Raw genomic sequence first — 14,075 nt, 5'->3', positions numbered from 1 at the left:
CCGGCAGTAATCAAACCCTGAGTTTCACCTTCAATCGAGATATAACATGGCGTTGGCATAATCGCTCCTTTGTATGTCATGGAAGACACATCGCCACCGCGGCGGTGTGCCTGTTCGCTATCTTATAGTGCGAAATGCATGCCAAGTTTTTTATCGCTATAAATCAGCATCTTAGAATACGGCTGACCAATTTTTTGCACGTGCCAAGCAACTTCTTGCCAAGCCAAGCAAAAAGTTGCTTAGCATTACTGACGCCTTTGCACCGCTTTACTCTGGTTTTCTTTAATCACCTCTTGCAGCTGAGACACTTTCCAGCTCAAGTGATTCAGGCGTTCAGTAAGCACCGACAGCTCTTGGTTCGCTTTGTCTATCTCACCCTGTTCTACCAAAGTTGTGACATAATCCGCGCGACCATAGATAGGAGACAGTCCGATAGCAAAACTCTCCAGTGAACGTGTCTGCTTCTGTAATGCCCACCAGCGATTTTGCTCTGCCAGCAACGCAATGTTCGCCATCTTTGTTCGAACTGCGCGAAACTTATCGATGTATTTTGCTGTGCTTTCCAACGCTTTAGCACGCTCAGCTTGGTAAGTTGCTACTAATGAGGTCGTTTTCTCGTTATCACCGTACAAGGTGGTTAACGCATTGAGGTGTTGTTTGGCAGAGGTTTTCGCCGCTTCAACCGATTGCGCCATCTCCTGCTCGACCGCGCCCGTGTATAAAGAAATAAATTGTGGCTCCCACCGCGATAGGGTTGACGGCGAATGCTGCTCGGAGAACACACTCAGCGCTTGCGTATTGTTAAGGGAAGGCTGTGGCGTCTCCACTTTATACGGGGTTTGAAAATAGGGAATATGTGGGTAGATCTGCCAGGCGGTCACCACTAGGCCGGCACCTGCAATTCCTGCCAATAAACTGCGCAGTCGGCTTTTTTTAACCGTGATCGTCGGGTTAAGGCTCTCATTTTTCTGCTGTTGCTTTATCGCGCTATGAAAACGCGTTTCTATACGGTCAATATGCTCAAACAATACATAGGCCAACCCTTCATAATCGACCGTGTAACTGGGTTGCTGCTGGGCCAAAACATGGTAAAGGGCATCACAAAGCCGTTCGCAACGATACAAATCGCGCAATGCTTGTTGATCTGGCTTTATCTGATTAAGCTCGCCCAATACGCGAGCATTTACCCACTCCAGCGCCTCTTTACGCGCCCGGGCACGTTTTTCAGAGACTGCTTCTTCGTTATTCAAACAAGCAAGAATCAGCTCCAGCCCATTTGCAAATCCTGCCAAACCGCCAACCTTTAACGCCGCGACGGCATAATAACCACTGAGCAGTAAATCAATGCCTTGCTCACTGGCGAGTGCTTGACAGTTATCTTTTACAAATTGCCAGTCGGTCCCCCCAGATAGTGGCGAGTGGCGTTTGTTGATTTGGTCTCTAATTGCTTGATAACGCTCGTCATCACGCAATGGTTGAACATCTTGGATAACACGAAACGGCTGGTTATCAATAGAGAGAATAAAAGACATGGCTTAGCATTCCTGATAAAGCAGGGGCGAGTGCACTCGCCCCATGATCAGTTAGTAGAGGTTGCGGGAGAGCTTGAACGACTTGAACAAGCGTTGCGTAAACGGGTTAGTGGCCGCTTGGGCATTCACTCGATAGATCATCCCACCCCCGTCAACATTGAACTGATAGTCAACGGACGTAGTACTTGCAGAGACAACAGCCCCTCTATCCAGTAAGCGGAACAGCGCCCATGGTCCTCGAATGACCACACTACGCGGCGACAAGTTGGTTTTTGTCGGAACCAGCGTCAGTTTTGATGTTGCTGAGTCGCGTAATGTATTTGGCCAGATTAGCTCAATGCTGTCTCTTGGTCCGTGACTATAGGTAACATACTGCCCATCAACATTCAGGACACTTCGACGTTTGTTACTGCTCAAACGTAACGGCTCAACCGAGAAGCTCACGTCCAAAACCCCTTTACGATTAAAGAAGGCTTCACGGATTTTTTGCGCTTGGCGGATCTGAGCCAACAAATCACGACGGATCAGGGAGCCATCCACGCCTTTGTCTCCCACTGAAATGTTTTCATCAATAAACATTTTCAGTTGCGTGTTGTAGAAGTTATCAAGCGTACCACCCGGCGCGAAGAAGCGCTCAAAGTCCGTCAACGAGGCATCTTTACTCGCCTTAGGATTAAACGGATAGCGATTGGCTAACTTTTGCTGGTATGGACGATAAACATCTTGATACCAACGAACTTCCAAGTGCTTGATCGCAGCTTGTTTGACGACATGCCAGCTCTCGTCTGCCAACTTATCCACCATGCCATCAAGTGGCTCAGGCAAGCCTGTGGCGATACGCTTAAGCGTATAAATGGGGTCTGTATTAACCAGTTTCACGCGAGCTTTGGTGGCATCGAGCGCAGCAGTGCCAACATCCGGTGCATCTTGAATCGATTTCAAGTAACTCTTCAGCTCTTGAACCGACGCGAGAACTTCACTCAAGTAAGCAGGTTTATCATTCACCGCTTTTAACAAGCTATTTAAGTCAGCAAACGGCGCTTGAATTTGTGAAGCCACCTTGTATTTGGGGTTTTCTGCAATGGCATCTTGCGCTTCTTCATCTAGCCCCAAACCAGACGCTAGCTGTGTGTTGGTCTCCAACGTGCGTAACAAACGTTGTAGCGGCCCCACGTGGCCGGTGAAGTTATCCAGTACCGACACTGCATCGTTGATATCACTGAAGAATTTGACATCAATTTCATTAAGAGCCATCCGCCAGCTGTTGGTATAGTCAGCAACATAAAGATCGCGAATTTTATTACGCAATGCCTTCTTATCGGCTTTGCTGAACTCTGCCGTCTCGGCTTCACCCAGTACCCAACTATCAATCAGAGCCAAATCAGAGACAGATTGCAGCTTGGGCACAAAGTAATCTTCGAAGCCTTTTTTAGTGAGCATTTGCGGAATGTACAGGTTGTCACTGTCCACTTCCCTTTCTTCAAACACCACATCAAATACCGGCCCAACAGCATTACGTAAGTTCATTGGCGCGCCCAATACCGTCTCGGCATCCAGCTTCAAGTTACGATACACACGCTGATCGGTCGGCATGGTGCGAAGATCTGCTTGAGCACGGGCAATGGTCATGTCGTAAGGGCGCATCACACGCTCTGCTACCTCATCACCTTGACGGCGCGCTGCGGTCAGGTCTGTGTGTCGCATGGCGTAATCCAGGTGACCCAATAAACGCTCTTGAATGACCTTTTGCCCTGCGAACTCACGCTGCCACTGCTGGCTGAAATAGTCCATTACGTAATCGTGATAGCGACCACTTTTATCAACCATCATGCGATAGACTCGCAAAGCCACCAACTGCTCTTGATCCGTCGTAGCCTGATTCAAATCAACCACGGTATCTGCCATTAATAACGGCAAGAAACGGCTCTTCAGCAAGTTGAGGTAAGTTTGCTCGACTTTAGGGCCAATCACATGTCCCTGATAAAGACCAAAATCAGAAATGTATTTGGGCTTTTCACGGAAAAAGCCAAATTCTAACGTGGCTTGGCGGATCTGATTAAGCGGCTTCAATACCTCACGCTGGGATGCGCCATCGGCATTACTAGGAAACTGTGTTTTATATTGATCAACCTTGGTCAATACCGCATCAGCATGCGCGACGTTGGCCAAGTAAGAACGGTGCCAGGTCCCCACCAGTAGCACAGTGGCAATCGAGCACGCCAATACCGACATCCCCATCAGGCGGCGCTTATGCTTGGCGACACGGAAGTTATCCGATGCGAGCCCCGCCTCCGGGTAGATGATGTTGCTGAACAGTTTTTGGGTAAAATACACCGTCGAATTTTTCGACTTCTGCGCGTGATTGACCGCATGTGACAATCCATAACGACGAGAAGCAGCGTCATCAAACGCGTTGGTCGGCACGCCCTGTTGATACACAGACGTAAAGTATGCGCCCCTAACTAAAGCAGAGGTCGAGAACTGATCACTGGCTAAGGCTTCATTAAAGAAGGTCGCTAGAATGTCTTTCAGCCCTGCCACTTGGCGTGAAAAGCTGTAAATTGCTTTACGATCTTCAAAATCCAGCGGGGCAGCTAATGCGTGAGGAACAATGGCATTAATCCGCTCAATGAAGGCAGAGTAGTCTTCATCAAATTCTTTAAGCCAAGAATCAAGATCATCAACCGAGTTTAGCGAAAAGGTAAAGCCAAGCACTTCGTCGCGTTGCTGCTTTGAATAGTGCTTAAAAAAGGGTTCAAACCCATAGAGCAAATCAAGCTTGGTTAGCGCAATGTAAACAGGCAAGCGCGTCGAGAGGGTCTCCATTAACTCACGCAACCGAGCGCGCAGTAAATTGGCGTATGCTTTACGTTCTGACGCTGTCGCCGTCGCGAGATGCGAAGCATCAAGAGTCAATACAATACCATTTAGCGGACGGCGACTGCGGGTCTGCTCTAACCATTTAACGAAGTGAGACCAAAGACGACGCTCCAGCTCACCATCATTGTTTTCATCTTTGTTGCCTTGTGTGAGCAATTCACCGTCAGGGTCGATAAGGACAGACTCATCCCCTATCCACCAATCAAAGGAAAAAGGGTTTTCGCTTTTTTTCCCGGATGCGCGCATCACCGACGAAAAGACAAAGTTTTGTCCAGAACGATTAATCAGGCTGGTCTTACCCGCATTTTCAAGCCCGAGCACCAAATACCAAGGTAACGCATAAAGGTGATTACGCTTGTTCAGGTTTTGCTTCATGTTGGCAACAACCTGGTTTAGTTCTTTCTCTTGGCGCTCTTCGTAGACTTGAATCGGATCTTCTCGAAGTCGTTCGGTGTGCGCTTGCTCCGCTTGAATACTTTGCAACTTACGCCATTGCCACACCCCCCAAATTGCCAGTGCGCCTAGGGTAATAAAACCACTACATATTGCACGCGCTGTCACCGAGGCCAGTGGCTTTTGTTCACCAATGGTTAACCAAGGGCCAGCCCACCAAATGGCGACATTAACGAGTATAAAAATCGCTGCCAATAAAATAGGAAACGCTGCGACCATGCCAGGCTTGAGCTTTTTCGCTATTTTAAAAATGTTTTTCCACATGAATTTTCGCCCTTAATCACTCTGACGTTGTATTGCGTTCAAGTTGTTCAACCAAGCTGGGTTCCCAGTCGGTGACGCTCATGGTTTTGATTTCTTGGTGTAGCGTTTGATACTGCTCCTGAGCCATGCTGTTCAGTTGGTTCGCTTGCAGCAAATCCGCCGAGATCATCCGCCAATAAAAATGGTCGCGAGGCTCTCTGGCCGCTTGTAATCCATCATTGAGCATGGATAACGCCACGGCTATCCCACCTTCTTTGGCGAGCGATAGCGCTTCCTTTTTCTTCTCTTGCCAGTCACCGCCAACCGCTTTGCCAGCCGCTTGACCGCCAGTTCCACTGGCAAGCCAATCTTTAACTGCATCCGATACAAACGGCTCTCCCCCTTTGAACTGTAAGTCTTTCAGTCCGGGAAGACGCTCGAGAAATTGACTGACCTCCGATTGAATCGCCTCACACCAGTTAGCGTGGCCGAGCTTCTGCGCAATGGTGTAGCTCATCAGGTGACCTTCAAACCAATAAGGTGCCATGGTGAGGCTTTGTTCAACCTGACGCCACAGCGCGAGATCAGGGTGACGCATCTTATCTTGATAATCTTTGACTCGGTCTTGCTGCATACCACGGAGTTGCGTTTCTCCCCCGGTTTTATGATCGGGTAAGGCGGTAATGCTGTACCAGACCGCATAGCGTCGAAGTCGTATCGCCAACGGCACACCGTCTTCTTGCTCAGCCAAAAATGAAGCAATTTTAAGTAACGTTTGCTTGGTTGCCTTATCACTGGAGTGATCAACATCTAAGCCAGCGCTACTGGTGGATGTGGTGGTGGCCGTGCGCGATGAGGACGTTGGTGTTTCTTTAGCTGCCTGGTTCGCGCGCTGACGCTCTTCCGCTTTGCGCAATTCGGCGCGAATACTGTTGACGACGCTGCTTACGACATCATTCGCGAGCGCTTTTCCTTCAATCGCCTTTTCCCATTCTTCCACCGCTTGGTTAAGCGCCTCTCTGTCTTGTGCATCAAACTGACCAAAGTCGGTTTTGTCTACCGCGATAGAAAAACGTTGTGCCATTTGGCTAAAGAACTTACGACGCGGTAGATTGCCGCGTTTGCCAGGGGCAGGGAAGCTGTCTTCCCAATACTGGGTCATGAAGCTGGCCATCACCTCAAACGCGAGAATAAAACGCGCTGGCGAGGCTTGGTTATGCAGGCACTGAAGCAAGTAGGTCAACAACTTAATGTCTTTACTCTTTTCCGCTAACAGTTTTACGACGCTGTGCTCTACCTCATCCCATTGCACATCGGCATGGGACAGCGAGCCAACCTTCATCATTTGATCTTCAACAAAATCAAACAATGGATCGTCTACTAACCGCTCGCCCACGGCGCTGTTCTCGGAGATTGGTTGCGAAATACAGCGTTTATAGTCTTTCAATTCCATGTTTACCAACCACAACGAGAACGAAGCGCACCCAGCGTCTCAGGTAACGGCTGGGTATCAAAAGTTAAACCATCAACGTATTGGGAGTTTGAACGAATGGTTAAGCGATCTTCTCTGGCCAATGCCTTCATTAACCGAATCGCAGGCAACCCCCGCGACGATGAAAGCACGACCCCTAAATCACCGTTACGCCAGTATTGCGTCTGGCCATTTGGGAAAGTCAACTTCATTCGCCCATCCTCAATCGGCTCGGGAAGCATCAGTTCAACACGACTTAAATTATCGATACAGCTAAGCATTAACAGCGGCTGTTCACTGCCTCGGAAACCAGTCGAAAGATTACTTGCCCGCAATGTAATCCACGCGCTGCTGCCTCGGCCCTCGCCCTTCTCGGTCAACGACCAAGACTGGGGAGCGCTTTCTTGTGCGGCTGTCATCGCACGTCGCCATTGCAACGGCTTTTGAGATTGATTGTCTGTTGGTTCGGCCGGCGCCACTTGGGTATTAAATACACGATCAAAGCATGCAAGACGATCGAGTCGTGACGTCACCGCGCGGCATTGTTTAGCTTGCTCAACTTGTTGTTGAGCAGAAATAGGGGCACCTATCACCGTGGACGAGGCCATCACTGACACCAACATGACCCCGGCTAGTAGACAATAGTTTTGCTTATTCATGGGGCTTTTATCCCTAGTTTTCGGCACTTATAAGTTAGGGTTCGATGAGGAATACCCAAACTCTCGGCAGCTTTACTCTTATCGCCATCGAACATGGATAGCCGATCCGAAATAATACATTGTTCAAAATCCAGCAAGGCTTGTTTGAGATCAGCGATAGACGCCGCATCAATGTTTAATACGCTGCTTACATTCGACATCCCATTCTCAAACGCAGCGGACGATATACTCTCGCGTGCTGGAGCAGGGGCTCCCCCCACTCGTCCACTAAACGCCGCTCTATCGATGGATTCACCATCCGGTGTTTGCGCACAGGCGTATTCAACAAGGTGCTTTAGCTCTCTGACATTCCCAGGAAAAGAGTAATGCAGCAGCATATCAAGTGTTTGAGGCTGCAACTCTCCAATGCTCGTGCCATGTTGTTGATTAAATCGCGTAATAAAATGGTGACTCAGTTGGCGCACGTCCTCTTTACGTTTCGCCAATGCAGGCACATGAATGGGGTATTGAAGCAATCGATAGTAAAGATCTTGGCGAAATGTTCCCGCCTTAACTTTGTCGAGTAATTGCACATGCGTCGCTGAGACCAGACGAAAATCTGATTGACGTTCTTGATGCCCACCGACTGGACGAAATGCGCCCAGTTCGAGTACGCGAAGCAACTTAGCTTGTAAACTTAAAGGCATATCGCCGATTTCATCCAGAAATAGCGTGCCGCCGTTCGCTTGTGCAATTAATCCCTCTTTGTCACCCACGGCCCCAGAAAAAGCGCCTTTTTCATAACCAAACAGCTCACTCTCAAGCAGGTGCTCTGGAATGGCTGCGCAGTTTATAGGCACAAAAGGCTGATGCTGACGAGGAGACAAATCATGGACTGCTCGCGCAACTAACTCTTTACCGCTGCCCGTTTCACCTTGCACCAATACCGAAAGTTGCGATGACGCGGCATTAGCAATCTGTTCACGCAGGCGAACCATCAATCCGCTATCACCGATTAGCGTCGAGGCCAGACTGGCCGCTCGCTCTTGTTGACGCGTTTGTTTTTCGATATCCGTCAGCGATGCTTTTAAGGCGCGACGATTGCTCTCTTCTCCTTCCATGTCACTGAGCAATGACCACTGGTGTTGGAAAACATCGACTACCTGTAAAAAGGCCTCATCATGCCAAAGCGCAGACAATGCTTGGCTGTCACCAACCAAGCAAAGTAACAGCTTTACATTTTTGTCATGGCGGATCAGCGGCCGGATGGATACAGCTTCAAAAAAGCCAAGCTCACCAATCGCCTGACGGAAAGCACGATTAGATTGCCAAAAAACAATCTCTTCCGCCTCAAGGTGCTTTGGTGCCGCATTTTGTAAAACGTGAGCAAATGGGGTATCAAAATCTGTAACAGACCAAGATTCCCCGCTGGCATGGCAGACGAGTTGTCTGCCATCGCAACTAGGAACCAGCAACATTCCTTTGCGCAGCTTGAGCTCCTTGACCAACACTTGGATAAAGCGATCCTGTAAATCAGCTGTTCGCCTTTCCCGAGCAAGGTCAGTAACATAAGCTAGCCAGTTACGCATTCTTACTCTACCTCGCCTTTGAATTCGCCTTCTTCGGCAAATAAGCGCACGTGCGTGATCTCTGCTTTGTCTGCCAGCTTGTTCAATAGCTCAAGAGACACAGGCGGCAACAACTGCCCTTCGATAATCGCCTCAAGCATACGGGCGCCATTCTCACTACGCGTGGCCCGTTTTAAGATCTCTTCAATCAGGCTATCGTCAACGTCCACCGTCGCGCCATAGCGTTGCGAAAAGGTGTTTTCCAAGTGCGTGAGCTTCCCACGAACAATTTCTGCCAATACGTCTCGCTCAAGCGGCACATAAGGCACCACTTCCATCCGCGCGAGCAACGCTGGTTTGAAGAATGCAGCAAGCTCTGGATACAAAGCATCATCGATCGTATCCGGTTGATGCGCATGGTCGACGATAGTTTGATAGCCTAGGTTCGACGTTAGGAAGAACACGGTGTTTTGGCAGTCGATCATGCGGCCTTCGCCATCGGCCAGCTCACCTTTATCAAACGCTTGATAGAAGATGTTCAGCACTTCTGGGTGAGCTTTTTCCACTTCATCCAGCAAGACCACTGAATACGGCATTTTGCGAATGGCCTCTGTCAAGACACCACCTTCACCGTATCCGACATACCCTGGGGGCGAACCAATCAGTCTAGAGACGGTGTGTTTTTCTTGGTACTCGGACATATTGATGGTGGTTAAGAATTGTTTACCGCCATACAGCTGTTGAGCCAATTGAACCACTGTCTCTGTCTTGCCCACACCGCTTGGGCCCACGAGTAGAAATGCGCCTTTGGGGCGTCCAGATCGTCTCAAATCAGCACGTGCGGTTAGCAAATGACGATGTACACGCTCTATCGCGATATCTTGCCCTTTAATCGCCTGACCCAGCAGCGTTGTCAGGTTTGTGATTTTGTAGAGCTCATCGCTGTTCATTTGATCGATAGGCACACCCGTCCAATCCGAGATAACTTCTGCCACCTGTTCGGCGTCGACGTGAGGGTGCATCAAGCGCTGATCATGCGGAATAGCGTTCAATGCATCGTATTTGTCTGCCAATGTCTTTGCTAACGCGTCACGGTCTTGCTCTTGTGACACTTCATCACCTTGCCCTTCATTGAGCTCAGCTGACAGTGGCGGGGTTAACAATGTCGCGCGTAGATCAATGATTTCCTCAACCAATAAACGCTGCTCGTCCCAGCGTGCTTGCAGTGCATGCTTCTCGGCTTCGTCCGCTTGCTCTTGAGTTTCTAATTCGTCTAAGCGAACCTGATCGACAGGTTGACCAATAAATTGTGCGCGCTTCAACATCTCGATTTCTTGTTGACGCTGATGGCAAAGTGTCTCCAATAGCGCTAGACGCTTAGGAGGCGTCGTCAAGTTAATCGCGATACGCGCACAAGCGGTGTCGAGCACGTCAATCGCTTTATCAGGTAGCTGACGTCCAGACAAATACCGTGCAGACAGCTCGGCAGCCGCTTTGAGCGCATCATCAGCAATCAACACACCGTGCGCTTTTTCGTACACACTGCCAAGCCCTCGCATGATATCAACGGCCTGATCAACAGATGGCTCCTCAAGCTTCACCAATTGAAAACGGCGAGTCAGCGCTGGATCTTTTTCGAAATATTTTTTGTATTCTTTCCAAGTCGTTGCGGCAATGGTACTTAACTCACCACGCGCTAAGGCTGGCTTGAGCAAGTTGGCGGCATCACTACCACCCTCTTGGTTGCCGGATCCAATAAGTGTATGCGCTTCATCGATAAACAAAATGATAGGGTTGGGAGCACTTTTTATCCCATCAATAACGCCCTTCAAGCGCTTCTCAAATTCGCCCTTAACCGATGCACCGGCTTGCAGCAAACCTAAATCCAGACAGAAAAGCTCAACGTTTTGCAAACGGTCAGGCACATTGCCAGCGGCAATACGAAGAGCCAGTCCTTCAACCATTGCGCTTTTACCTACCCCGGCGTCACCAACCACGATCGGGTTGTTTTTACGGCGGCGACAAAGAATATCAACCATCAGGTTGAGCTCTTCTTCTCGACAAAGCACAGGATCAAGTTCGCCATTTTTAGCTTGCGCGGTAATATTTGAGCAATACTTGTAAAGCGGTGACTCGCTTCCTTCCATCGATGGCGCTTTTGATCCTTTTTTATTGCCACTTTCCACAGCGGTTTCAGCAGAATCCGCGACAATGGCGTCAAAGTGCGTTTTTAGGCTCTCACGATTAATGCTCGCTAATAACTTGGATGCCGAACGCGACAAATAGCGATCGACACGATTCAACACCGCAAAAAAGACGCTTCCCGACCGCAATTCTGATTGGTTTAGTTCTGTGGTTGATAGCAACCACGCTTCTTGAAGGACTTCAACCAATAGCGGCGAAAATGCAGGGTAAGTGTCAAGTGTGGTATCACGCTCATAATTACCCGCCAGCGCTTGCTTTAACTGGTCAGTATCAATATTGGCTTGCTTGGCAATAAGGCGAACGTCAGACAGGGGGTTGTCGAGCAATACTTCAATAAAATGCTCAACCAACACTTCAGGATGATGACGCTCAATACACAGAGAAGCCGCTTGTTCTAGCGCCAGCTTACTTTGCTCATTCAGCTTCGAGATAAGCGTAGATAATTCAATTCGAATCACGGGGACACCTAGTTCTAATCAATGTAATGTTATTCGGCTTACAACAACTGATTCAGTTGGTTGAGCACGTTTTCAGATTTCTCGTGGAGAAAGTATGAGTAACCGGCAAAAATACCGGCCCAAAGGACGATAAACCCCACAAATACAGACCAAAGCGGCATTTGTCGGCTCAGCGTATAACGAGTGCTCACAACATGATCACTCGCCTCACCTAATTGCTTCGGCTGCCTTTCATCACCTAGCAATTGATCGTGCAGTCTTTTAATCACTTTCTCGCGTTGAGCACTTCCACCGTCAATGACGCGGTACTTACCCTCAAAGCCCAAACACAAGCAGTGATAAATAAAAACCAACAGTGGTCGGTACCTATCTGGTTCACTTTCCAAGCGACCTAAAATGGTAAATACTTTCTCACCCCCCCATGTTTCATTGTGAAAACGTGAAAGCATCGAGTGTTCAGCCCAACAAGTGGAAGCACCCCATGCCGTTCCCATCACAGCTTCGTCGAGGAATGTGCACAAGATATAGCGATATGCCATCAATACGGCATGCTCATACCCTTGTTCGGAAAGCTCGATTTCAATCGCTTTTATTTCTTCAATGGTCTGGTGGTAGATTTGTTCAATATTCTCACAGCTTGAAAGTGAACGAACACGCAGAGCAAGGCCAAACAGAGGCGTTGCAGCATCCACTAGCGCATTGGGGTTATGCCCACGTAGCTGAAACCAGTAATCTTGGTCGTGATTAATTTTCTCAACGTCATCAAAAAGAAGATCGTTAAATACACTTTCGTCAGTCGCAGCCATAATCAATCTCTTATTGCCCAGAATTGAATGTCAAGGTCTTCAAACGCCGCCGCGACGTGGAATGCAAAGCCACTGGAGTTTGCCAGCATCGACCAAGCCGCACTTTCTTTGTCCAACTGGTAATAGGTGTAACCCGCGTGATATGGCAGTTGGCGTGGTGCAACAGGCAGCGGGATCAGTGGGATACCAGGGAGTTGTAAAGAGATCAGCTCACGGATTTTCTCAACAGAAGACACCTTGGTTTGCTGAGTAAATAAGCGTCGTAGCTCGTCGAGTGGCATCCGCGCTTTCACCGCCACAATGAACTCCGCAGATTCCATAAGTTGCGGATCTTGAATCGGCGCAACCATAAGCCCGTAATTGCGTTTGTCCAGCTGAATGGAGACTGCACGCGGCTCCAACACCACGCTGAGACTTTGACGCAAGAAGCGAATAACCGGCCAGAACGCGTCACCCGGCATATCATGGTTATAAGCAGGCATGGCAGGCGCTAATCGGCTTTCATCGGTAAAGGTTGCCAATTCTCCACAAATTGACGATAAACACTCATACAGGCGTTCAGGGTGCAAGCTGCCTAACGATGCAAGGTGTTTCATTTGCGGATAAAGGCGGTTTAACGAGTGCAATAACATAAAGTCTGATACATCCGCGACACCGCCTTGAGAAGGGGAGCTAATACGTTGAGCGATGTTTTTGGCGCGTTCCTGCATCAATCCGGCCATTTCGTTGATAAAGCGGTGCAGTGTTGCATTGCCCGCCACATTGAAATGACAAGGAATAAAGTCTTGATCCAGAACCACACTGCCGTCGGGACGCTTTTCAGAAATACGCGCGATAGGGATCGCCGCATAAGCACTGCGATCTTCTTTCTCCAGCATCAACTGTAAGTGCACTGGTGACACATCTAACGTGGTCGTATCGCCCTGAATACTTTGCACATCACGCACATCAATACGACGGCTTTCATAGCGACCTGAACCCTTTTCTTCTGGCCAATTCACTTCCATTATCGATTCACTGCGCAACGGAATCGCGAGGTAAACCAGTTGGTTAGAAAGCGAGCCATCTTCGATTTCAAGTGCATCAGGCATCACATCTTCTTGTGGAATGCGAAAGGTTGTGCCGTCTGGCATCACACCCACGGCGCGTTCTATCGCAATACGGCCAAACGCTAAATACTCTGGATTCAGTGATAGCTCAGAAATACCATATAAGTACTTGCTTACCGAAGTCAGTCGCTCCTCCAATAAGTACTCACTGTACCGCTGATGCTGCTGAAAATGCTGTGGCTTAATAAAGAGCCCTTCGCTCCATATCACCCGATTACGTGCAAACATTAACTTTATTCAACCTTTTCTAACTTCACGTCATAATCTTGGAATAACATGAGCAAGTGATATTCCCGGCCTTTATTCAATACCTTGACGGCTTTTTTCCATTCACCCAGGTTCGGCTCTGAAAAATGCGCCATCACACCGATATAATTAGTATCTTCATCAATCTCGAACGCGTTAACGAATTTAAACTGGCCCGGTGTGAGCACATAGTCGTAGTTATTTATAAAGTTACTACTGAGCGCATCCTCATAATCAGCGCGGAGCTGATCGAACCCAGCCGACATGAACATGGAGTCATCTTCCAATTCGAACACTTGTACCTCGATCGATGCCGGGTCCCCCGCAATATTCGGGTTTACACCTTCGTCACTGACAAGGCTAAATGTAACGGTGGTTGGCTGCTCTTCAGGTTTATATTCATCTGAAGAACTGCATGCGGTTAATAACAAGAACGCACACACAATGCTGAGCTTCTTAAACATAA

The 14,075-nt window shown here is 48.7% G+C and carries 9 protein-coding genes; all 9 read right to left on the bottom strand.

Going from position 1 to position 14,075, the window contains the following annotated elements:
* Positions 1–245: 245 nt before the first annotated feature.
* Positions 246–1,532 carry a type VI secretion system ImpA family N-terminal domain-containing protein gene (locus BZG25_RS09130; protein WP_077638922.1) on the bottom strand — a complete coding sequence of 429 codons (1,287 nt, stop codon included), beginning with the start codon at positions 1,530–1,532 and terminating at the stop codon, positions 246–248.
* A 51-nt stretch (positions 1,533–1,583) separates the two neighbouring features.
* Complete coding sequence (gene tssM, locus BZG25_RS09125; RefSeq protein WP_198535216.1) at positions 1,584–5,084, bottom strand: type VI secretion system membrane subunit TssM; 3,501 nt, start codon at positions 5,082–5,084, stop codon at positions 1,584–1,586.
* A gap of 61 nt (positions 5,085–5,145) precedes the next feature.
* A complete protein-coding gene (tssA, locus tag BZG25_RS09120) occupies positions 5,146–6,561 on the bottom strand; it encodes a type VI secretion system protein TssA (RefSeq protein WP_077638920.1) in 1,416 nt (471 codons plus the stop codon).
* A gap of 2 nt (positions 6,562–6,563) precedes the next feature.
* On the bottom strand, positions 6,564–7,238 hold the full coding sequence (vasI, locus tag BZG25_RS09115) for a type VI secretion system-associated protein VasI (RefSeq protein WP_241828152.1): 675 nt from the start codon (positions 7,236–7,238) through the stop codon (positions 6,564–6,566).
* On the bottom strand, positions 7,235–8,806 hold the full coding sequence (locus tag BZG25_RS09110; protein WP_077607263.1) for a sigma-54-dependent Fis family transcriptional regulator: 1,572 nt from the start codon (positions 8,804–8,806) through the stop codon (positions 7,235–7,237). Before BZG25_RS09110 ends, vasI begins: the two co-directional genes overlap by 4 nt.
* Positions 8,807–8,808: 2 nt before the next feature.
* The gene (tssH, locus tag BZG25_RS09105) at positions 8,809–11,448 is read right to left on the bottom strand and encodes a type VI secretion system ATPase TssH (protein ID WP_077638919.1); all 2,640 of its coding nucleotides are present in this window, start codon (positions 11,446–11,448) and stop codon (positions 8,809–8,811) included.
* A 38-nt stretch (positions 11,449–11,486) separates the two neighbouring features.
* Entirely contained in the window at positions 11,487–12,254 is a 768-nt protein-coding gene (gene icmH / locus BZG25_RS09100; protein WP_077579349.1) for a type IVB secretion system protein IcmH/DotU, read from the bottom strand.
* A gap of 2 nt (positions 12,255–12,256) precedes the next feature.
* On the bottom strand, positions 12,257–13,591 hold the full coding sequence (gene tssK / locus BZG25_RS09095; RefSeq protein ID WP_077607262.1) for a type VI secretion system baseplate subunit TssK: 1,335 nt from the start codon (positions 13,589–13,591) through the stop codon (positions 12,257–12,259).
* A 5-nt stretch (positions 13,592–13,596) separates the two neighbouring features.
* The gene (gene tssJ / locus BZG25_RS09090) at positions 13,597–14,073 is read right to left on the bottom strand and encodes a type VI secretion system lipoprotein TssJ (protein ID WP_077638918.1); all 477 of its coding nucleotides are present in this window, start codon (positions 14,071–14,073) and stop codon (positions 13,597–13,599) included.
* Positions 14,074–14,075 lie beyond the last annotated feature (2 nt).

It is taken from the genome of Salinivibrio sp. ML198, assembly GCF_001996015.1.
In the GTDB taxonomy this organism is placed as follows: Bacteria; Pseudomonadota; Gammaproteobacteria; order Enterobacterales; family Vibrionaceae; genus Salinivibrio; species Salinivibrio siamensis.
The sequence above is the reverse complement of the archived record's forward strand: the minus strand, read 5'-3'. Positions and strand labels throughout refer to the sequence as shown.